General features: G+C 35.2%; 19 protein-coding genes and 1 pseudogene. 14 read left to right on the top strand and 6 right to left on the bottom strand.

What is annotated here, in order from left to right; all coding sequences use genetic code 11:
• Positions 1 to 106 precede the first annotated feature (106 nt).
• The 4 genes from opp4A (at position 107) to HNQ35_RS06170 (ending at position 5,312) form a co-directional block, all read left to right on the top strand.
• Positions 107 to 1,927, top strand: a complete 1,821-nt coding sequence (gene opp4A, locus HNQ35_RS06185; RefSeq protein ID WP_183330127.1) for an oligopeptide ABC transporter substrate-binding protein — start codon at positions 107 to 109, stop codon at positions 1,925 to 1,927.
• Positions 1,928 to 2,189: 262 nt separating this feature from the next.
• Positions 2,190 to 2,957, top strand: a complete 768-nt coding sequence (locus HNQ35_RS06180) for a 3D domain-containing protein (protein ID WP_146938529.1) — start codon at positions 2,190 to 2,192, stop codon at positions 2,955 to 2,957.
• Between the two features lie 188 nt (positions 2,958 to 3,145).
• On the top strand, positions 3,146 to 4,336 hold the full coding sequence (locus tag HNQ35_RS06175) for a glycine C-acetyltransferase (protein WP_146938530.1): 1,191 nt from the start codon (positions 3,146 to 3,148) through the stop codon (positions 4,334 to 4,336).
• Between the two features lie 40 nt (positions 4,337 to 4,376).
• Positions 4,377 to 5,312, top strand: coding sequence for an L-threonine 3-dehydrogenase (locus HNQ35_RS06170; RefSeq protein ID WP_146938531.1), 936 nt, complete (start codon positions 4,377 to 4,379; stop codon positions 5,310 to 5,312).
• A gap of 87 nt (positions 5,313 to 5,399) precedes the next feature.
• On the opposite strand, the pseudogene HNQ35_RS14195 reads toward HNQ35_RS06170, so the two are convergent.
• Positions 5,400 to 6,027, bottom strand: a pseudogene (locus HNQ35_RS14195) (ATP-binding cassette domain-containing protein); the annotation flags it as partial.
• A 222-nt stretch (positions 6,028 to 6,249) separates the two neighbouring features.
• On the opposite strand from HNQ35_RS14195, the gene HNQ35_RS06165 reads away from it, so the two are divergent.
• From HNQ35_RS06165 to HNQ35_RS06140, 6 genes are all read left to right on the top strand, one after another.
• Complete coding sequence (locus HNQ35_RS06165) at positions 6,250 to 6,867, top strand: hypothetical protein (protein ID WP_146938532.1); 618 nt, start codon at positions 6,250 to 6,252, stop codon at positions 6,865 to 6,867.
• A gap of 13 nt (positions 6,868 to 6,880) precedes the next feature.
• Positions 6,881 to 7,858 (top strand): helix-turn-helix transcriptional regulator, encoded by a 978-nt coding sequence (locus HNQ35_RS06160; protein WP_146938533.1) that lies wholly within the window; start codon positions 6,881 to 6,883, stop codon positions 7,856 to 7,858.
• Positions 7,859 to 9,006: 1,148 nt separating this feature from the next.
• Positions 9,007 to 9,483, top strand: coding sequence for a DUF2975 domain-containing protein (locus tag HNQ35_RS06155; RefSeq protein ID WP_094245811.1), 477 nt, complete (start codon positions 9,007 to 9,009; stop codon positions 9,481 to 9,483).
• Between the two features lie 10 nt (positions 9,484 to 9,493).
• Positions 9,494 to 9,715, top strand: coding sequence for a helix-turn-helix domain-containing protein (locus HNQ35_RS06150; protein WP_094245812.1), 222 nt, complete (start codon positions 9,494 to 9,496; stop codon positions 9,713 to 9,715).
• A 38-nt stretch (positions 9,716 to 9,753) separates the two neighbouring features.
• A complete protein-coding gene (locus HNQ35_RS06145; RefSeq protein ID WP_146938534.1) occupies positions 9,754 to 10,161 on the top strand; it encodes a hypothetical protein in 408 nt (135 codons plus the stop codon).
• Positions 10,162 to 10,252: 91 nt separating this feature from the next.
• Positions 10,253 to 11,575: an ISL3 family transposase gene (locus HNQ35_RS06140; protein ID WP_146938535.1), complete on the top strand. Its 1,323-nt coding sequence runs from the start codon at positions 10,253 to 10,255 to the stop codon at positions 11,573 to 11,575.
• Between the two features lie 33 nt (positions 11,576 to 11,608).
• Here the strand turns inward: HNQ35_RS06140 and HNQ35_RS06135 are convergent, their stop codons facing one another.
• The 4 genes from HNQ35_RS06135 to rarD form a co-directional block, all read right to left on the bottom strand.
• Positions 11,609 to 12,547: a nuclease-related domain-containing protein gene (locus HNQ35_RS06135; RefSeq protein ID WP_146938536.1), complete on the bottom strand. Its 939-nt coding sequence runs from the start codon at positions 12,545 to 12,547 to the stop codon at positions 11,609 to 11,611.
• 446 nt (positions 12,548 to 12,993) lie between these two features.
• Positions 12,994 to 13,623: a YpmS family protein gene (locus HNQ35_RS06130; RefSeq protein WP_146938537.1), complete on the bottom strand. Its 630-nt coding sequence runs from the start codon at positions 13,621 to 13,623 to the stop codon at positions 12,994 to 12,996.
• Between the two features lie 21 nt (positions 13,624 to 13,644).
• Positions 13,645 to 14,517 carry an SGNH/GDSL hydrolase family protein gene (locus tag HNQ35_RS06125; protein WP_146938538.1) on the bottom strand — a complete coding sequence of 291 codons (873 nt, stop codon included), beginning with the start codon at positions 14,515 to 14,517 and terminating at the stop codon, positions 13,645 to 13,647.
• A 94-nt stretch (positions 14,518 to 14,611) separates the two neighbouring features.
• Positions 14,612 to 15,532, bottom strand: coding sequence for an EamA family transporter RarD (rarD, locus tag HNQ35_RS06120; protein ID WP_146938539.1), 921 nt, complete (start codon positions 15,530 to 15,532; stop codon positions 14,612 to 14,614).
• 270 nt (positions 15,533 to 15,802) lie between these two features.
• On the opposite strand from rarD, the gene megL reads away from it, so the two are divergent.
• From megL to HNQ35_RS06105, 3 genes are all read left to right on the top strand, one after another.
• Positions 15,803 to 16,999, top strand: coding sequence for a methionine gamma-lyase (megL, locus tag HNQ35_RS06115; protein ID WP_146938540.1), 1,197 nt, complete (start codon positions 15,803 to 15,805; stop codon positions 16,997 to 16,999).
• A gap of 193 nt (positions 17,000 to 17,192) precedes the next feature.
• Positions 17,193 to 18,635: a cardiolipin synthase gene (gene cls, locus HNQ35_RS06110; RefSeq protein ID WP_146938541.1), complete on the top strand. Its 1,443-nt coding sequence runs from the start codon at positions 17,193 to 17,195 to the stop codon at positions 18,633 to 18,635.
• 99 nt (positions 18,636 to 18,734) lie between these two features.
• The gene (locus tag HNQ35_RS06105) at positions 18,735 to 19,256 is read left to right on the top strand and encodes an acyl-CoA thioesterase (protein ID WP_146938542.1); all 522 of its coding nucleotides are present in this window, start codon (positions 18,735 to 18,737) and stop codon (positions 19,254 to 19,256) included.
• A gap of 169 nt (positions 19,257 to 19,425) precedes the next feature.
• Here HNQ35_RS06105 and HNQ35_RS06100 read toward each other — a convergent pair whose 3' ends face one another.
• Positions 19,426 to 19,743: a winged helix-turn-helix transcriptional regulator gene (locus HNQ35_RS06100; RefSeq protein WP_281284190.1), complete on the bottom strand. Its 318-nt coding sequence runs from the start codon at positions 19,741 to 19,743 to the stop codon at positions 19,426 to 19,428.
• Positions 19,744 to 19,933: 190 nt separating this feature from the next.
• Between HNQ35_RS06100 and HNQ35_RS06095 the strand changes: the two genes are divergently transcribed.
• Positions 19,934 to 21,172 (top strand): aminopeptidase, encoded by a 1,239-nt coding sequence (locus tag HNQ35_RS06095; protein WP_146938543.1) that lies wholly within the window; start codon positions 19,934 to 19,936, stop codon positions 21,170 to 21,172.
• The last annotated feature ends 172 nt before the right edge of the window (positions 21,173 to 21,344 follow it).

Here is a 21,344-nt window from a genome sequence, read left to right as displayed (position 1 = left end):
TAAATAGAATGGGTTGATTCTGATACCACCACCCTAACTCATCTTAGTGGTGTGTATATATAAAACGGGTAACCGTGAAAATCATATAAATTAGGAGGAAAATAACATGAGTAACAAACGTTTTGGTAAAGTGCTCCTAGCACTTATGCTTGCACTCGTACTCGCACTTGCTGCTTGTGGCAAAGGCGGAGACGATGCAGACAAAAAAAGCTCCGACAAAGCAAAAGAAGAGTCAAAAAACGAAGAAGGTTTATATTCAATCGATGACTTCTCTAAAGATACATCGAACGATGGAGAGCCAATTGAAGGTGGAGAGTTTATTTTTGGTCTTGTAACAGATTCTCCATTTGCAGGGACTTTAAACTATAACTTCTATTCAGATGCAGTTGATAATGAAATCCTAAAGTGGATGGATGAATCATTACTTGATATGGATGAAAGTTATAATTTTACACAAGACGGAGCAGCTACATTCGAAGTAAGTGATGATAAAAAGACATTCACATTTACAATTCGTGATGAAGTTAAATGGCAAGATGGTGAGCCAGTAAAAGCAGAAGACTGGGCATTCGCTCATGAAGTCATTGCACATCCAGATTATGACGGCGTTCGCTTTGATGCAACATTAAGAAATATTGAAGGTATTGAAGAATACCATGATGGTAAGGCGGACAGCATTTCAGGTATTGAAGTTTTAAATGATAAACAGTTAAAAATTACGTATAAAGAAGCGACACCATCACTTTTATCAGGTGGTATTTGGACTTATGCACTTCCGAAGCATATTTTTAAAGATATTCCTGTAAAAGATATGTCATCATCAGATGCCGTGCGTAAAAACCCAATCGGTATGGGACCATACCAAGTTGAAAAGATCGTACCAGGCGAATCTGTTGTCTTAAAGAAGTTTAAAGACTACTGGAGAGGTGAACCAGCACTAGATAAAGTAACAGTTAAAGTCGTTGGACCTCAAGTAGTTGTAAATGAGTTGGAAAATGGTTCTATTGATATGGCAAGTTCTTTCCCAACAGATCAATATCCTGATAATGCGGATATGGAAAACGTAGAATTTTTAGGCGATGTTGATATGGCCTATACGTATATCGGCTTTAAACTCGGAACTTGGGATAAAAAGAACAAACGTGTTAAACCAGATCCAAATGCTAAGATGGCAGATGTGAATTTAAGAAGAGCAATGTGGTATGCAGTTGATAACGATGCGGTAGGTAAGAAGTTCTATCACGGCTTACGTTGGAATGCGACAACATTAATTCCACCGTCACATCCGACATACCATGATGAAACAATTGAAGCACCGACATATGATCCGGATAAAGCAAATGAAATCTTAGATGAAGCAGGCTATACTGAAAGAGATGAAGATGGCTTCCGTATGACACCAGATGGTGAGAAGCTCGTGATTAACTTTGCTTCTATGGACGGAGGCGACACAGCTGAACCGTTAGCACAATATTATATCCAAGCATGGAAAGAAGTTGGTTTAAACGTTCAGTTACTAGATGGCCGTCTACAAGAATTCCAAACGTTCTATGAGCGTGTAGGTAATGAAGGTAACGATGACCCTGAAGTAGATGTTTATCAAGGGGCATGGGGTGTAGCAAGTGACGTAGACCCATCAGGTTTATACGGTCCAGAAGCTATCTTTAACTTCCCACGTTATCAAAGTGATAAAAACGATGAACTGTTAGCGAAAGGTTTATCAGAAGAAGCATTTGATGAAAAATACCGTCAAGAAGCATATAAAGAGTGGCAAGAATTTATGGTAGAAGAAATTCCAGTATTCCCAACACTTTACCGTGCTGAAATTGTACCGGTTAATAAACGTGTCACTAACTACTCAATTGATAAAGCATCTGATTTAAGACTGTATCAAATGGGAGTTACTGAAGAAGAACCAGTTAAGTAATAATGAAAAAGGTCCTTATTATGAGGGCCTTTTTTATTTTGTCAATATAAGCGATTGTTAAACAGAAAATAAATAACAACATGAATCAAATAAAAAATCAAACAACCGTCATATAAATACACTTATATTACAAATCTAGCATGTTTGTTATATTTTTTTCTAATTGTGGTAACCCTTGTAATAGACTTTTAAAAGTCTTGTAACCGCATAGAGGCGTTTTCTATGTTAAGCTTACCTAGTGTATACTCAAGGAGGGACTACAATGAAGAAAATATTTGCATCCATGTCAATGGGGCTATTGTTAGTAGGTGCGAGTCTATCTACCGCATCAGCAGAAGATTATTCCGTACAAAAAGGGGATAACTTATGGACTATCGCTAATCAATTCGAACTTACAGTCGATCAATTAATAGAGATGAACAACTTAGATACAACCGTTATTCAACCAAAACAAAAACTTGTTGTTCAAGAAGCATATACAGTTAAGAAAGATGATACATTATACGGGATAGCGAAAGCCCATCATGTGACGGTTGATGAATTGAAGGAGTGGAATGGTTTAGACTCGGACATTATATTAGTTGGCCAAAAATTACACATGAAGAGTGAAGGTCATGAGATTAAAAATGAGTCTATGACGAGATCTAAACAGCCGAAGCAGCAATCAAAACAAGTCAAAGAAAAAGCAACTGGACAACAAGAAAAAAATCAATCAAATCGTCAAGAACAACCAGAAGGAAAAACACTAACTGTCACAGCAACTGCATATACAGCACAATGTAAAGGGTGTTCAGGAGTTACGGCAACAGGAATTAATTTAAATCATGATCGCAACAAAAAGGTTATTGCTGTAGATCCTAATGTTATTCCACTCGGTTCACGTGTCCATGTTGAAGGTTATGGTTATGCGATTGCTGGTGATACTGGTGGAGCAATAAAAGGAAATAAAATTGATATTCACGTACCAACTAAACAAGAAGCAAAAAAATGGGGCGTACGTACAGTTAAAGTTACAGTATTAGACAAGTAAATGAATAAATTTGAGTATGGCAGGGAAGCATTAAAAAATGCTTCCCTTTTAATATATTGTTTTTTCCAGATAAACATTTTAATATGTATATGGTAGACTATAGATATAATAAGATGTATTTAACAAAAAAATGTACACCAGACAAAAACAAATGTTTATAAAACGCTTACAAATAAGGAGGAATAAGTATGTCAAGTAAAATATTAGATGCATTTTTAAATGATGGCATTCAAGATCTGAAGGATCGTGGTATGTATAATACAATCGATCCTGTAGAGGGGGCAAATGGCCCAGTTATAAAGATAGACGGCAAGTCGCTTATCAATCTTTCTTCTAATAACTATCTAGGTTTAGCAACAGATGAACGTCTAAAAAAAGTAGCCAAAGAAGCAGTGGATACGCACGGCGTTGGTGCTGGTGCAGTTAGAACAATTAATGGAACTTTAGATCTCCACCTTGAATTAGAGAAAAAAATAGCTGAATTCAAAGGCACAGAGGCAGCGATTTCATATCAATCTGGTTTTAATTGTAATATGGCTGCTATCTCTGCCATTATGAATAAAGAAGACGCTATTTTATCTGATGAATTAAACCATGCATCCATTATTGATGGTTGCCGTCTCTCTCGTGCAAAAATTATCCGCTTTAACCATTCAGATATGGATGATTTAAGAAAGAAAGCTAAGGAAGCTGTTGAATCTGGACAATATAAGAAAATTATGGTTATTACGGATGGCGTTTTTTCAATGGATGGTGATATTGCTAAGCTTCCAGAAATTGTTGAAATCGCTGAGGAGTTTGACTTAATTACTTATGTTGACGATGCACACGGTTCAGGTGTACTTGGAAAAGGAGCAGGGACAGTTAAACATTTTGGTTTACAAGATAAAGTTGACTTACAAATGGGGACACTTTCTAAAGCGATAGGTGTCATCGGTGGTTATGTCGCTGGAAAACAAAATCTTATCGACTGGCTTAAAGTAAGCTCACGACCATTTTTATTTTCAACAGCTGTTTCACCTGCGGATGCAGCAGCTAGCCGTAAAGCGATTGAATTATTAATGGAAAGTACAGAGCTACATGACAAACTATGGGATAATGGCAACTATTTAAAAGCTGGTTTGCAGAAATTAGGGTTTGATATTGGGGAAAGTGAAACACCAATTACACCATGTATTATTGGTGATGAAAAGAAAGCACAAGCATTTAGTAAACGTCTATTTGAAGAAGGCGTCTATGCAAAATCAATTGTGTTCCCAACTGTTCCAAGAGGTACAGCTCGGGTTAGAAATATGCCAACAGCAGCTCACACGAAAGAGATGCTAGACGATGCCCTCAAAATATATGAAAAAGTTGGAAAAGAAATGGATATTATTTAAAGTGTCATCAGGGCAATCGGAGTAAAGAGAGGTTTTTAGGATGAAGAGAATTTTAGTAACTGGTGCATTTGGCCAAATTGGTTCAGAGCTCATTAATAAATTAAGTGATATTTATGGGCAAGACAATGTGATTGCAACTGATATTAAGTCAGGTAACTATTCAGGACCATTTGAAAAAGTTGATGTTACAGATGGGAAACGTTTGTATGAAGTTGCCAAACAATACAAAGTAGATACCATTATGCATTTAGCAGCGTTACTATCTGCTACGGCTGAAAAGATGCCAAAACGTGCCTGGGATATTAATATGGGTGGTTTAATTAATGCATTAGAAGTAGCTAAAGAACTAGATTTACAGTTTTTTACACCAAGTTCTATCGGTGCATTCGGTCCAACGACACCGAAAGAACACACACCTCAAGATACGATTCAACGTCCAACAACGATGTATGGTGTTAATAAAGTATCTGGGGAGTTATTATGTGATTATTACTATTACCGTTTTGGGGTTGATACGCGAGGAGTTCGTTTTCCTGGATTAATTTCTTACGTCACGCCACCTGGTGGAGGGACAACCGATTATGCGGTAGAAATTTACTATGAAGCTATAAAACAGAAAAGTTATACATCATATATTAAAGAAGGCACATATATGGACATGATGTACATGCCAGATGCATTAACAGCTATTATTCAGCTGATGGAAGCAAATCCTGATCAATTAAAGCATCGTAACGCTTTTAATATTTCCGCCATTTCTGCTGCGCCTGAAGACTTTGCAAAGGCGATTCAAGTGTATATTCCAGAATTTACACTCGAATATGATGTGGATCCAGTACGTCAACAAATTGCTGACAGTTGGCCGAATTGTATTGATTCAACAGCAGCTCAGGAAGAATGGGGTTTTAAGGCCCAATATGATTTACAAGCGATGACAAAAGATATGTTGGAAAAATTAGCTGCTAAGTTAAAGTAAAGTGAAATAAATTGCATGAGGTTGCGTATCGTACCAACTTCATGCGATTTTTTATTATATTGATACATGTTCGTAATCTGCTGTTGTAATTGTGCCATAGTTAACATCGGCAATGCATACTTTATTAAGAAAATGTCGGTCATGGGACACAATTTTTCTAATCATTGGATGATTAGGATATCCAAACCGTTTGTTGACTCATCTAATCATAGAATATCTGGATTGTCGAATAGATCTTGTGCTAATAATACTTTAACTTTTTCTGACTCTGTTAATCCCATCATTTTTTCTCGTGTAAACGTTCATTAATACCTAATCCTTTAAGGAGAATTGCTGTATCAGATTCTGCTTCTCAACCACCCATCTCGGCAAACTCACTTTCTAATTCATTAGCCCGCATGCCATCCGCTTCTGAAAAAATGTCGAATATATTGCATTGTTTTCTTACATAACAGCATATAATTTTTCATGTTTCATTAAAACAGTTTCAAAAACTGGTACATCTATATGCAAAGTGATCTTGTTTTAACACAGCTAATCAAAGATCAGGCGGGCATGGAGATACTGCCTGTTTGTGGCTTGATTTATCCTAATAATATTTATGAAAATGTTGATTTCCGAGCTCCATTTGCCCTAAACCCCGTAACAATGTCCTAGCATTTTCAAACAACTTCTTATCACCGAATCGTAAACTGACTTGATACACTGTAATCATATTTGTTTTCCTCCATCATATAAAATAAAATAATAATAAGGAAAGTTTAACGGATAAGTTACTGATTTATCAATGATGTTTTATTAGACATTGTTTTGAAAGTGAAGAGAATAATTTATGTCTTATCATGGTGAATGAACATGTTACGAGGAGGGATTTGTAGATAAGTGAAACCTTTTCCTATCTTAACCGTATCATCACATAGAAGCCGGAGGTAATTCTATGCATGAACGAATCATTTATATCTTATTCATGGATACAGGGACTTATCTATCCCGATTAATCCATTTATATACAAAACAATCATTAAACCATGTTTCAATAGCTTTTGATAAGGAATTAACGGAAGTGTACAGTTTCGGAAGAAAGAGGCCGCGTAATCCATTTAGTGGCGGATTTGTAAGGGAAGACATTCGTAGCAAATATTTAAGACATGCTCGTTGTGCACTTTATACATTCCGTTTGACAGAAGCGGAATATGAACAAATCCGACATCTTGTTAGTCAGTTTGAAAGAAACAAAGATCAGTACCGCTATAATTTTCTAGGGTTGTTAGGCTTTTTATTCCGTATTAAGATTAAACGTAAACGTGCATTTTTTTGCTCACAGTTTGTTGCAACACTTTTACGTCATAGTCAATCTTTTAAACTAACAAAACCAACTTGTTTTACAAAACCAGAGGATATTCGTTGTCAAGAAGGTATGACATTAATTTATCAAGGTATTTTAGGAGATTATGATAGGCAACCAATGATGGTCAACGAAGAAATAGTCCATATGAAAAAAGCTTCCCTCATGTTTTTATTAAAAAATAAAGTAAGAGAAATGGTGATGAGATAGAGGTGATGTCATAATGAAAACGGGAAATAGTTATCGATTATTAAAGCTTAAGGATATTTTATTTTCGGAGACGGATAAGAATCATGAACTAACAATTAAGGAAATCAATGAAAGATTGCAAGCCGTGATGGATGAAAATTTTGATGTGCGGACGATTAAGCGTGATATGGAAGTGTTAGAAAATATGGGATTTGAAATCATCCAAAATAAAGGGAAATACGGAAAGCTTTACTATAGTCATCAATCACGCTTGTTCGAAACATATCAACTACGCCTTTTGAATGACGCCATTTTATCAGCACGGTTTATTACATCAAAAGAGAAAAAGCGTTTAATTGAAAAGATAAAAAAGCTTACCAGTAGACATATTGCAAAAACATTACCGAGCCCACTTCTTTTTAGTCCATCTTCGAATATCGACTATGAATTAGTCAAAATTAACATTGATTTAGTCCATCGAGCGATTCATAATAAACATGTTATTACATATCAATACGGGAAATATAATGTGAATAAAGAATTTACATATAACCGCAACGGTGATCGGTATGAAGTGGAACCATATGCCTTAATTTGGCAAAACGATTATTATTATTTAATCGGACGATTTATAAAAGAAGATGAAATTCGCCATTATCGTCTCGACCGGATTCGTAACATCGAACTAAGTGAAAAAAGATTTCGCAAAAGAGACTTTGATTTAGGGTCTTATGTTAACCAATCTTTTCATATGTTTGCAGGTAAGGATACGTGGCTTAAAGTCCAGTTTAAAAATGACTTAATCAATGCTATCCTAGATCGATTCGGCCATGATGCTCGCATCCGTCCCATTGATGACGAACATTTTATGTTAACGACAAAGGTTAAGCTATCAGACGGTCTAATCAGTTGGCTACTAGCTTGGGGTGACCAAGCGAAAGTCTTATCGCCAGACCATGTCATTGAAGCCCTGAAAGAAAAAATAGGACGAATGAAAAAAATATACGATTGAATGATAACGACAAAAAAGCGTGTTGTTTAAAAGCACGCTTTTTTCTGCTTACTTTCCTTGTATTTCATCTCTTTGACTTCTCGGAGTGGAGTAAACTTCTCGTTTAACGTATCCTCTCGTTGCGTTAGAAATAGTTGAGCGTGTAAGTTTGTTTGTTTAACGTTTACTCTCGTTGCGTTAGTAATAGTTGAGAGTGTAAGTTGTTAGTCTAACGTGTCCTCTCGTTGCGTTAGAAATAGTCGAGAGTGTAAGTTTGTTCGTTTAACGTGTCCTCTCGTTGCGTTAGAAATAGTCGAGCGTGTAAGTTTGTTCGTTTAACGTGTATTCTCGTTGCGTTAGTAATAGTTGAGCGTATAAGTTTGTATGTCTAACGTGTCCTCTCGTTGCGTTAGAAATAGTCGAGCGTATAAGTTTGTATGTCTAACGTGTCCTCTCGTTGCGTTAGAAATAGTCGAGAGTGTAAGTTTGTTCGTTTAACGTGTATTCTCGTTGCGTTAGAAATAGTCGAGCGTATAAGTTTGTTTGTTTAACGTGTCCTCTCGTTGCGTTAGAAATAGTTGAGCGTGTAAGTTTGTTCGTTTAACGTGTATTCTCGTTGAATTACTTACAGTCGAAAGCCTATGTTGCCGGTTTAACGTGTTCTTTCGCCTTACTAATCACTGCTGAGACTTCATATAAACAAGTTTTAAGCACGTAGAACGACTTATTATTTTAGTGGGTCTTCGGAATATATGGTGGAATTACTTTTTTAACAGTTTGAAAACAATGGATGCCTAAATCGGATTATTTGGTGGAATGTTGAGTGATGTGTTGTGAGAAAGTTTAAATATTCTAATGAACAAGAGTGTTGCAAATAAATTTTCCAATGCCTTGTAAAAGTGTTACGACATACTGGAAAAAAGAAATTTATTGTTATGACTGTATTAGGTATTCAAATTATTATTGTATGGAGGAATTTGGTAAGCACCCCACTGAATATTTCTCGAAGCATCTCTGTCTAAAAAAAGAGATGCTTTTTTATTTCACACCAACAAAAGAAATTACAATAGTAAAACAACAATAATATATTAATTAATAACAATAATTTATTGCAAAACAATAAACTTTGTATTAGGATAATAATAACGGTAAATAAGTGAGGTGCTTTTATGGAACGAGGAACAACACTCTTTTTAAAGATAGCTGTTTTTCTTATTGGGATTACGGTACTTGCTTTGTGTATATTTTTGTTACCTTGGTTAGCAAATTATACCGCAGAAATGTATCCAGAATATGCTTATTTGCAATATCCTGTATTAATTGGTTTGTATGTAACTGCAATACCATTTTTCTTTGCTTTATATCAGACTTTAAGACTTTTAAACAACATTGATAAAAACAATGCTTTCTCGGAGTTTTCAGTAAATGCGTTAAAAAATATAAAATACTGTGCAAATGCCATTAGCATTTTATATGTAATAGGTAGTATTTTTCTTATATCACAAAATGCCTTACACCCTGGAATAGCACTTGCGGGATTTATAATTATCTTTGCTTCATTTGTGATTGCAGTTTTTTCTGCGGTTCTTCAAAAGTTGTTAAAAAATGCCATAGAAATAAAATCAGAAAATGATTTAACGGTCTGAGGTGAAAAATATGGCAATTATAATTAATATTGATGTGATGTTAGCAAAAAGAAAAATGAGTGTAACAGAACTATCTGAAAAAGTTGGAATCACTATGGCTAACATTTCTATTTTGAAAAATGGAAAAGCAAAAGCGATTCGATTATCAACTTTAGATGCTATTTGTAAGGCTTTGGATTGTCAGCCTGGGGATATTCTTGAATATCAAAGTGATAAGGATACCCAAGAATAAATAATCAAATAATTAATTTAATAAGGGGTTGAGAATTTATGAAGAAATCGTTACTTTTATCAATTTCATTTTTGATAGTTATGTTTTTTTCGGCTTGTACGGATAATTCTATGGAACCAAATGAGAATAACATGATTTTAAGTATAACAAATAATGCTAATTTTGATTTTTACTCAATAGAAATCAGCATTGATAAAATTACAGGCGGTATGAGTAATGCTGATGGTTCCAAAATACAAAAAGGAGACACATTTAGAAAAGAATATATTAATCAAGAAGACTTTGACTTAGAAGGAGAAGCAACATTTGAATTTGTATTAATAGGTAAAGAGGAAAATAGAATACCATTGAAAGAAATTACACTTGAACTAATGACGAACAAAGAATACCTCTTCGAAATTACTGGTGATTCGATAAAGGAAGCCGATTTAAAAAGAGTAAAATGAGTTTATCTATCAGAGTAATTTAATAATGATGATTTGTTTTCAAATCTATACTTGATACCTTAACACCACAGCGTAATAAAGGATGAACAATATGTCAGACCTATTATTCCTACCAGACCTTAAAACAACAGAACCACTACAAGAAAATGAAACCGATATGATGTTTAAAGTGGAGGCGATCAAACCTCCCGAACATTGTTCCGAATGCGGATTTGATAAATTGTACAAACACAGTTTACGAAAACAACTAATCATGGATTTGCCTATTCGTTTAAAGCGAGTGGGCTTACAATTAAACCGTAGACGTTACAAATGTCGTGAGTGTGGTTCCACATTTTGGGAACGCCTTATATCCATTGACGAAAAGCGTAATATGACTAAAAGGTTGGTAGAGTCCATTGAAGAACAATCCATGTCTAAGACCTTTGTGGAAGTAGCCGAAAGCGTTGGTGTAGATGAAAAGACCGTTAGAAACGTTTTTAAGGATCACGTGGCATTCAAAGAACGAGAATACCAATTTGAGACCCCTAAATGGCTTGGAATAGATGAAATACATATTATCCGTAAACCCCGTCTTGTACTGACTAATGTCGAACGAAAGACAATCTTTGATATTAAGCCTAACCGTCAGAAAGAAACTGTTATACAGAGACTTTCAAATATTAGTGATAGACATTACATTGAATACGTCACAATGGATATGTGGAAACCTTATAAAGATGCAGTAAATACTGTCTTGCCACAGGCTAAAGTAGTTGTAGATAAGTTTCATGTAGTCCGTATGGCTAATCAAGCCTTGGACAACGTCAGAAAGTCACTTAAAGCGAATATGACTGCAAAAGAAAGGCGTACTCTAATGCGTGAGAGATATATCCTTCTGAAACGTAAACATGACTTGAATGAACGGGATTCATTCCTCTTGGAAACTTGGTTAGGTCATATCCCTGAACTGAAAGAAGCTTATGAACTCAAAGAAGAGTTCTACTGGATCTGGGACACAAATGACTCCGATGAAGCCAGAGATCGTTATAGGTATTGGAAACAACGTTGTTTATCCAGTAAATCTAAAGACGCTTATAAAGACCTTGTGAGAGCCGTAGACAATTGGCAGAATGAAATCTTCAACTACTTCGACAAAAGACTCACTAACGCTTATACAGAGTCCATAAACAGCATTATTAGGCAAGTTGAACGTATGGGTAGAGGCTACTCATTTGAAGCGTTACGAGCCAAGATACTGTTTAATGAAAACCTTCATAAGAAACGTAAGCCACGATTTAATCCAAGTGCTTTCAACAAAGTTATGATATACGATACTTTCGGTTGGGATGAAGTAACAAACCATGTCATAACAGGAAACTATGGTGTCGATTTTTCCACACTTATTAAGAAATTGGAAAAGGGAGACTTTTAAGCCCTTTTCCACCATAAAATCCGAATACCCATTTTAGTTTTCTACAATATTTTTAATATCATAATAGGAATGCCGACCTGTTTTAACAAGAATGAGGTTTTTCGATAGAACTTTTCTTATAGTTGATTTAGGAAAGATATTTCCACACCATTCACATATAATGTTTGTTGTGATATTTTTATTGGGGAATAGTAAATTAAATTCTTTTATATTTCTTAAGATGGCATGTTTAACGATTTCATTAAAACCACAATTTTTACAAATTAGCGTTCTCAGGGTATGACGATCTAAAAAGGAAAAACAAGTAGGACATAAGATTCCTTTTTTAAGTTTTTTAAAGGTATAGTTCGGTATTTGTTCAAAGGAGGAATGAGTGTTATTCAGCTTTTCTAAATCGGTAACTAATCGTTGTTGCTCTTGACTTGGGGGAGAGAAGGATCTATTTAACTTCTGAACGAATCGGTTTAGCTGTGTTGGCATGATAATAGGGAGATTGAGAGGTAGTTGAAATAACGTAAATTCTGGATTAATAAATACTAGATAAGATTTTACTCGTATGTTATAGCCAAGCTGTTGGACTAAATGGCGCAATAAATAGCTGCTTTTTTCTAATTGGAGCAAAGGATTTCTAATTTCTTTTTGAGTTGCTTTTACATACCAAAGGTTATTGTTAATATAATATTCGCCTTCAAAATTCTTTATTTCAAAGTGAAAAATCGTATTGGCATTTACGAGTAAATGATCAATTTGGAAAAGCGAATGATTACTTTTAAGTAGCAAGTCATTGAGGATAAGAGCGTTTTCTGGAAGGTTGTATTTTAATAAATTATAAAATTTATTTTCTCCGTGGTATCCTTTCATTTGTTTGTGAAATATTTGCTTTTCTTGTTTGGAAAATGTCATTCGTGGAAAAAGTAACTGCATTTTTTTGAGTGTTTTTGACCTCTCTAATTGCCACTTGTTATCCGTCATAATATCACCTTTCTACTACTTTCTTTGATTAAAATAAATTATATAAATTTTAAAAGGCATTTAGCTTTTATGCAAATATATAAAATGATAAATTTCAACAGATATAAATATGAACATTAAATTTTATTCACTATAATATATAAAAGTGGTGTAACCGTTAAATTACTAAGAACAATTTCAATAAACCATTACTATATACTATTTTTTATGATCAGTTCATATTGCTCCAAGTCTAGTGCTCTCTTTATTGATTAGTGAAAATGGCCCCTTAAACATTAACTAATGATGAATAGCCGTCAAACAATCGTGTCTGAGAAGTTTAGGCCTAATCAAAATAAAAGGCGTGGTCATATGTAGTTTTAACATGACCACACCAGTAAGATTAGCCTATATTGGAAAGACAGTAACACGAAAACAAGATATATAGGAATTTACATTCATCCGAATTAATCCTCAATCCCTAATGATTCATATGGAATCTGGATATTTAAATTGATATCATTACGCGTTAAATCAAATGTCTCCACTTTAACGCGAAAATTACTTTTGATATCCATTTCGGTAACTGCGACATAAATTTCTTCTTTATTAGGATCAATATAGACCCAGTTTGGAACGGGTAAAAATGTTTTCATATATTTCATAATCTGTTTATTAGGCAGCTCAAGTAAACCGAGAGAGATAGACTTTTGTTTTAAAACGATATCTCCATTGGGTTGAACTTCAGGCTCTAAACGAACAGATAAAGGAACCTTAGTGGAAAAAACAGGTAACTCTCCAAGTAAGCGAACATCTTCCCCTAATGAGATTTGATAATGGTGTTCTGTTTTTCTTAGTAAGTTATCAAGATAAGCGTTGACTAATTCATTGACATTTTCTTTCGACGTACGAATGGTAAATTCAGAATATCGGTCATTAGAGTTAATCTCACTTTTGGGCAAATTTAGCGGTTTTGTCGGCCAAAGAAAAAAGAGACAAACACTACCGATAATAACAAGGTTCACAGATAGCAGAATAAAAAAAAGCCGTTTCCAGTTTCTTTGTTTTGTTTTCACTTTTTTTCTTGATAATGACATCGCCGTTCGCCCTCTCTTTATTTACCGCTCCATTTGATTCAAAAATTGGATAATTCGATTAGCAATCACTTCATAGCCTGCTTTATTCGGATGAAAGTAATCATCAGCCAACAATTGACTTGTTCGCCCGACAAATAAATCTGCCGTAGGGATAAAATATGCTCGGGAATCATGAGCAGTTACTTTCTGTCCAACTTCATTCCACTGTTTGGTTATTTCTGTTAATTCCTCAATTTCATTGAAATACGCTTCAAAAGGATTATAGAAGCCAATCAAGTAAATTTCCGCATCCTCATTTAATTCACGAAGTCGTGTAAAAATATCTCTTAGCCGATCTTCATAACGTTTCATTTCTTTCATAAATGGTTGAATCGTAATATGAGTAATATTTTCTTTTAGTACATACATCAAATCATTAGCACCGATTGTGATGAAAATCATATCAGCCTGCTCAATTGACTTGGCAATATCTTCGTTATCTAATCGTTTACGTAATTGGTCTGTTCGATTACCGCTTTTTCCAAGATTTTCAATACGAGCAAGGATTTTTTTATCTTGGAATGTTTGATTCAATATGCCAACATAACCACTTTGCTTCGTTTCGTCACCAACTCCCACGGTTAATGAATCACCAATGGTTACAATTTGCACAGGTTTATTTGCAAAAATATGTTGGGCATGATCGATCAGATATTGCAACCGTTCTTTGTATGACGATGTAGTTGATTGACTTTTATCCACGTTTTCTTCAATTCTCTCCACCGATTGATCAACAAGTTTTTCTTTAAATTGGGAAACGTTTGTATCAAATTTATATTTACTAACAACGAATACACCGATCATGATTGATAGGAAGATAAATAATATGCTGAACCAGAATATTTTCCTTTTCATATATTATCACACCAAAATAAGACTTAATAATTGTTCGCTATATTATCATTATAACTCTTTTTAATAAAGAACATGAGTAACATTTTTATGATTATTAAGAAAGGTATTTAACTTTAGGTGTCTTATCCATAGCAGGCTGTCTATAAATAGATATGAGATAAATGATTAATGCAATCCATATGAACGAAAAAGCTAATAAATGTATTAGAGAAAAAGTTTCATTATATACGAAGATACCGAGAATCAGCATAATGGTCGGTGCAATATATTGTAAGAAACCAATTAAAGATAAAGGAATGGACTGTGCTCCTTTTGCAAATAGAAGAAGCGGTATAGCTGTCATCACTCCCGCACCGATTAATAGTGCATGTGTACTTGTAAAGACATTCAGTGTAAAGGTTTGTTTAGGAAGTAAAGAAAGATACACTAAAGCTATTGGTGTTACCATCATCGTTTCAATTGTTAAGCTGAACATAGCTGACATATGAATCACTTTTTTAATCAGTCCGTATATAGCAAAAGATACAGCTAACCAAATAGACACCCAAGGAAAGACGCCTGCATGAACGGTTAATAAAATGACACCAACACTCGCAAGAATTACAGAAAAGACCTGTTGAGCTGAAAGCTTTTCTCTTAATACGACAACAGCTAACAAAATACTAATCAATGGGTTCATATAATACCCAAGACTTGCTTGAATAATGTAATCATTGTTCACCGCCCATATATATGTTAGCCAGTTTAAACTAATTACTAAAGAGGCACATATAATCGCTAATAATCTCCTTTTATGTAATAACATATCACGACATGTCGAGACAAATTCTGGCCAAGCCCGTACAATTGTTATTAAAACAATCATAAAGACAAAGGACCAAATAATCCGGTGAGCTAATATTTCACCTGATCCTACATGATCAATAAATTTCCAATAAATTGGTAAAACTCCCCATAGTACGTAGGCAATAATAGCATATAATGCTCCTAGTTTAGTCGATTGATTCTCCTTCAAGTGATTACCTCCCTGTTTGTATCATTGCTTAGTAGTTGCTTACACGTAAAAGGTAAATTAATTAAATTTTAGACCATTTCTCTAAAAATGCAACGATTCCGCTAAATAATAACGAACATCTATTCCGTAAGATTATTCGGAAATAGAAAAAGTGATTATTTATTATTTTAAGAACAAAAAACCAAGCATAACAATGATGTAAACGCTTTCATTTTTGTTTTGAATGACGTATGATAAGAATATAATAAGAAGAAGGGGAGGATAGATTGGATGACTAAAACATATAAACATTTTGAAACAGCTGTTATTCACGAAGGTTATGCTTCAGAAGAGATGTTTGGGAGCTTAGCCCCACCGATTTTCCAAACGTCTACCTTTGCTTTTACATCAGCAGAACAAGGTGAAAGACGTTTTAGTGGAGAAGAGTCAGGTTATATTTATTCTAGGTTAGGAAACCCGACTGTAAACATATTAGAGAAACGCATAGCCGCATTAGAAGGTGGCGAAAAAGGGCTTGCTTTTGCCTCAGGAATGGCGGCTGTTTCAGCTGTTTTATTTGCGTTAACAAAGGCAAATGATCATATTCTATGTTCAGTTGGTTTATATGGTTGCACGTTCGGTTTACTAACGATGATGAAAGAAAAATATCATATCACCCACGACTTCTCACCAATGCGTACAAAGGAAGAAATACGCTCCCTCATACGTCCAGAGACAGCATGTATTTATATCGAAACACCTATTAACCCTACGATGCAGTTAATTGATTTACAAATGGTCAGTGAAGTGGCTAAAGAATATCATATCCCTGTAGTTGTTGATAATACATTTTCATCACCTTATTTACAGCGTCCACTTGAATTAGGCTGTGATGTTGTTGTACACAGTGCGACGAAATATATTGGCGGTCATGGCGATGTCATTGCTGGTCTAGTTGTTGGTAAAAAAGATTTTATTGACGAAATTGCTATGACAACTCAAAAAGATATCGGTGGAGTTATATCTCCGTTTCAAGCTTGGCTTTTATTACGCGGGCTAAAAACATTACCTGTTCGAATGGATCGTCATTGTGAGCAAGCCGAAACCATCGCTAAAAAGCTCGCCCGCCATCCTGCTGTAACGGCTGTTTATTACCCAAATAATGATATCCAGAAAAAACAGATGCTTAGAGGAGGGGCGATGATTTCATTTGAAGTATTAGGCAATAAACGAACCGCGCAATTATTACTCAACCAGTTAAAGTTAATTAAAGTTGCTGTTAGCTTAGGTGATACAGAAACATTGATTGAACATCCAGCGACTATGACGCATGCGATTGTACCAGAGGATGAGCGGCTTAAAATGGGGATTACTGACCAAATGATACGGCTATCAGTCGGCCTAGAAGCGTGGCAAGATATTTGGTCTGACTTAAAACAAGCACTGGATCATATTCAGGCAGAAGCACAATCTGTTGTGTCAAAATAGACGGGGCAAAATTAAGGCCCCTTTTTTATGTTGTTTATGAGTCTTTTTCCACCAGTTTAACAACAGTAACAGTGTGGAAAAAAGGTAAAAAAATACAATGATCAATGTAACGATGGTTTGTTATTTATGCTATATTAATGAATAAGAGATTAATACTTTGTATGTCGGCTCGTTTGGAAGGAGAGTGCTGTTAATGGAATTATTACCTTTACTCATTGCTCTTATTTTTATTATTAACATTGGTTTAGCTATTTCAGTCATTTTTTTAGAGAGAAAGGATGCACCGGCAGCATGGGCATGGTTGATGGTTTTATTTTTTATTCCTATTGTCGGTTTTTTTCTCTATTTAATATTTGGTAAGCCATTACGAGGTGCACGAATTTTCAAATGGGATAAAAAGAGTAGACTTGGAGTAGAAAAGGCCGTCCGTGAGCAAATGAAGGCTTTGGAACGAGACGAATTTGATTTCAGACAAAAAGAATTAATGGAATACAAGGACTTATTTTATTTGCATTTACGTAATGATGAATCTATTTTCACACAAAATAATCAAGTTGATATTTTTACAGATGGACAAGATAAATTTTCAGCTTTAATTAACGATATGGAGCAAGCAACTGATCATATTCATTTATTATATTATATTTTACGTCATGATGAGCTTGGACAACGGATTGCTAAAGTGTTAATTGAAAAAGCGAAGGCTGGCGTGGAAGTACGTGTACTCTATGATGATATGGGTTCACGTCTGTTAAGGCCGAAATATGTTCGGCGGTTAAGAGAGGCGGGTGTATATGTTGATTCGTTTTTTCCGCCAAGCATACCGAAGATTAACTTTAAAATAAATTATCGCAACCATCGTAAGCTTGTTATTATTGACGGAAAGATTGGTTATATTGGCGGATTTAACATTGGAGATGAGTATTTAGGTAAGAGTAAAAAATTTGGCTATTGGCGTGACACGCATTTACGTATAGAAGGTGATGCTGTTCGTAACTTACAAACGCGCTTTATTTTAGATTGGAATCAAGCATCGCAAAATAGAATTTCATATGAAAAGCGGTTCTATGATGCGACTCCAAAAGGAAATACAGGGATTCAAATTGTCTCAAGTGGACCTGATTCAGAGTGGGAGCAAATTAAAAATGGGTACATCAAGATGATCATGTCTGCTAAAGAATACATATATCTTCAGACACCGTATTATATTCCAGACGAGAGTTTGCGAGATGCATTGCAAATCGCTGCTTTATCTGGAGTAGATGTGAAAATAATGATACCGAATAAGCCAGACCATCCTTTTGTTTATTGGGCAACATTTTCGCATATCGGTGACTTATTAAAGGCTGGAGCAGAAACATATATTTATCAAAAGGGATTTATGCACGCTAAAACGATAGTTGTCGATGGAAAAATTGCTTCTGTCGGCACTGCAAATATTGACGTGCGTAGTTTTAGACTGAATTTTGAGGTCAATGCCTTTATCTATGATATTGATATCGCAAGACAGCTTGCGGATATTTTTGAAAAAGATATGACGGATTCAACACAAATGTCTAAATCATTGTATGATAAGCGTTCTTTAGGTATTCGCTTTAAAGAATCTATCTCAAGGCTTTTGTCACCAATTTTATGAATGAGTGATATGATGGGCTATTTTGTCATAAAAGGTTGAAAAATGTTAAAATAGAAGTAGCAAGACTTACTATGAATGGAATAGGGAGGAAATGACATCATGAAGGCAAAGCCATGTTCAAATTCATTAGCAGTAAAAATTTCACAAGTGATGCCACCAGATACAAACCCTCACGGCACATTATTTGGTGGAAAATTAATGGCATACATTGATGATGTGGCTGCTATTGCCGCCATTCGTCATGCACGAAAAAATGTCGTTACAGCTTCAACAGATTCAATTGACTTTATTGCGCCAGTTAAAGCAGGAAATTCAATTTGTGTAGAAGCATATGTAACATGGACACATAAAACATCAATGGAAATATTTGCCAAGGCGATTACGGAAGATTTAATTACGGGTGAACGTCAAGTATGTGCGACTGCTTTTTTAACATTTGTAGCTGTAGATAAAGATGGACGACCAATTCCAGTTCCCCCAGTTTATCCAGAAACAGAGCATGAGAAATTACTTCATGCGGGTGCTCCAGTTCGAGCAGCACAACGTCGCGAAAGAAGACAACAGTCAAAACAATTCACAGAGATTTTCGGGGCAGATTACCCTTGGAATCGCTCTAAGTAAAAGAAGGATCCCGGACGGTTTAAGTTGTTCGGGATTTATCCGCTAAAAATAGATATGAAAAAAGAATTCATAACAAGAGATGCATTTACATCTACATCTTTATGTCACTGCTTTACTACAAAGAGGTTGCCATAAATTAAATGACAACCTCTTAAAACATAAAATATAATTATTTCTCACACTCAAGTGTGACCCATTTCTCTGCCCAGTCTTCGATTTCTCTAATAACTGGTTCCAATGCTTTTCCTTTTTCAGTTAATGAATACTCGATGCGCACTGGAAATTCAGAATATACTTTGCGATTGACAATGCCCTCTTTTTCAAGTAATTTTAAACGGTCAGAAAGCAGTCTTCCACTAATAGGCAAGTCCGCCTCCATTTCAGAAAAACGTCTTTCACCTTTTAATAATTCAGAAAGGACAAGTCCAACCCATCGCTTGCTAAATAACTGCATCGCTTTTTCAAACTTCGGACATAATGGTGCCAACAATATCCCCTCTATCTATATGATATCTAAACATGATTCACTCTATAATAACTTACAAAAAGTAACCTATATCAATCATAACATATAGTAAACCAACTGTAAAATAGGGTCATCCATTACTTCTCTCATCATTGTACTATTTTCCGTTTTGTGAAATAATTAAAGAATGATAATTAATGGAGGAGATTCGATGATTGATCAAAAAACAATGGAAAAATATGCAGAATTAGCATTGAAAACAGGAGTAAACTTGCAAAAAGGCCAACCGATTATGATTACGGCTCCAATTGAAACAGCAGATTTTGCAAGAATTGTCGTGCGTAAGGCATGGGAAATCGGTGCAAAAGACGTGCTTATGAACTGGGTTGATGATGAACTACAACTTTTGAAATTTCAGCATGCTCCAGAAGAAGTGATTGGTTCATTTCCAGAATGGCGCATAAAGCAGTATAATTCATTGGCGGAAGAAGGCGGCGCTGTTTTAAATATATACTCTACAAACCCAGACCTCTTAAAAGACGTTGATCCGAAACGCATCGCATTAGCGAATAAAGCATCTGGTGAGGCATTAACGAAGTTTCGAGAGTATACGATGACTAACCGGATTACATGGTCAATCATTTCAGTTCCGACTGGTGATTGGGCTCAAAAGATTTTCCCGAATTTATCAAAAGAAGAAGCGATAAAAAGTCTTTGGGATGCGATTGTAAAAATTGTACGCGTTGATCAAGACGACCCAATTGCAGCATGGGAAGAACATAATAAGACACTTTATAAAGCACATACTATTTTAAATGAGAAAAAATATAAGAAACTTATCTTTAAAGCACCTGGAACCGATTTAGAAATCGAACTTCCAGAAGGACATATTTGGGCAGGTGGTTCTGAGAAATCGACAGAAGGAATTACGTTTAACCCTAATATGCCAACTGAAGAGGTATTTACAATGCCACATAAATACGGTGTCAATGGTACAGTATCAAGTACAAAACCATTAAACTATGGTGGTAGCTTGATCAATCATTTCAGCTTAACATTTAAAGATGGAGAAGTCGTTGATTTTAAAGCGGAACAAGGTGAAGATACATTAAAGCATTTGCTTGAAACGGATGAAGGGGCAAAACGTCTTGGTGAAATCGCTCTCGTTCCACATGAATCTCCTGTTTCGCAATCAGGATTGATCTTTTATAATACATTATTTGATGAAAATGCTTCATGCCATATTGCACTTGGTAAGGCATACCCGATTAATATCGCGAACGGTTCTAACATGACAAAGGAAGAGCTTGATAAGCACGGTGTCAATGATAGTATGACCCATGTAGACTTTATGATTGGCTCTGAAAAGCTTGATATTGACGGTGTCCTTCAAGATGGTACAACAGAACCTGTCTTTCGAAATGGAACATGGGCTTTAGATATCAAATAATAAAATGGACAAATCATCCCATCAAGATAAGTCATAAAACATAGCCTATAACAATAAATAAACAGAACTGCCTTCTGGTAAGGAGACAGTTGAGAAAAACGGTTTTAGCTCTGTATTGGCGAGCTAAAACCGTTTTTATTAGTATCATACGAAATGAAACAAAGACATTCTT

This window comes from Cerasibacillus quisquiliarum (assembly GCF_014202495.1).
Taxonomy (GTDB): Bacteria; Bacillota; Bacilli; order Bacillales; family Amphibacillaceae; genus Cerasibacillus; species Cerasibacillus quisquiliarum.
Note: the sequence above shows the minus strand (reverse complement) of the source record. Positions and strands in the feature narration are given on the sequence as shown.

What these genes read in the sequence shown, in the direction of transcription:
- HNQ35_RS06160 (WP_146938533.1), top strand. Translation starts at nt 6,881, where the DNA reads ATGAAAACGGGAAATAGTTATCGATTATTAAAGCTTAAGGATATTTTA.
- opp4A (WP_183330127.1), top strand. Translation starts at nt 107, where the DNA reads ATGAGTAACAAACGTTTTGGTAAAGTGCTCCTAGCACTTATGCTTGCA.
- HNQ35_RS06150 (WP_094245812.1), top strand. Translation starts at nt 9,494, where the DNA reads ATGGCAATTATAATTAATATTGATGTGATGTTAGCAAAAAGAAAAATG.
- HNQ35_RS06145 (WP_146938534.1), top strand. Translation starts at nt 9,754, where the DNA reads ATGAAGAAATCGTTACTTTTATCAATTTCATTTTTGATAGTTATGTTT.
- HNQ35_RS06170 (WP_146938531.1), top strand. Translation starts at nt 4,377, where the DNA reads ATGAAGAGAATTTTAGTAACTGGTGCATTTGGCCAAATTGGTTCAGAG.
- cls (WP_146938541.1), top strand. Translation starts at nt 17,193, where the DNA reads ATGGAATTATTACCTTTACTCATTGCTCTTATTTTTATTATTAACATT.
- megL (WP_146938540.1), top strand. Translation starts at nt 15,803, where the DNA reads ATGACTAAAACATATAAACATTTTGAAACAGCTGTTATTCACGAAGGT.
- HNQ35_RS06180 (WP_146938529.1), top strand. Translation starts at nt 2,190, where the DNA reads ATGAAGAAAATATTTGCATCCATGTCAATGGGGCTATTGTTAGTAGGT.
- HNQ35_RS06135 (WP_146938536.1), bottom strand. Translation starts at nt 12,547, where the DNA reads ATGACGGATAACAAGTGGCAATTAGAGAGGTCAAAAACACTCAAAAAA.
- HNQ35_RS06155 (WP_094245811.1), top strand. Translation starts at nt 9,007, where the DNA reads ATGGAACGAGGAACAACACTCTTTTTAAAGATAGCTGTTTTTCTTATT.
- HNQ35_RS06175 (WP_146938530.1), top strand. Translation starts at nt 3,146, where the DNA reads ATGTCAAGTAAAATATTAGATGCATTTTTAAATGATGGCATTCAAGAT.
- HNQ35_RS06165 (WP_146938532.1), top strand. Translation starts at nt 6,250, where the DNA reads ATGCATGAACGAATCATTTATATCTTATTCATGGATACAGGGACTTAT.
- HNQ35_RS06130 (WP_146938537.1), bottom strand. Translation starts at nt 13,623, where the DNA reads ATGTCATTATCAAGAAAAAAAGTGAAAACAAAACAAAGAAACTGGAAA.
- HNQ35_RS06105 (WP_146938542.1), top strand. Translation starts at nt 18,735, where the DNA reads ATGAAGGCAAAGCCATGTTCAAATTCATTAGCAGTAAAAATTTCACAA.
- HNQ35_RS06125 (WP_146938538.1), bottom strand. Translation starts at nt 14,517, where the DNA reads ATGAAAAGGAAAATATTCTGGTTCAGCATATTATTTATCTTCCTATCA.
- HNQ35_RS06140 (WP_146938535.1), top strand. Translation starts at nt 10,253, where the DNA reads ATGTCAGACCTATTATTCCTACCAGACCTTAAAACAACAGAACCACTA.
- HNQ35_RS06095 (WP_146938543.1), top strand. Translation starts at nt 19,934, where the DNA reads ATGATTGATCAAAAAACAATGGAAAAATATGCAGAATTAGCATTGAAA.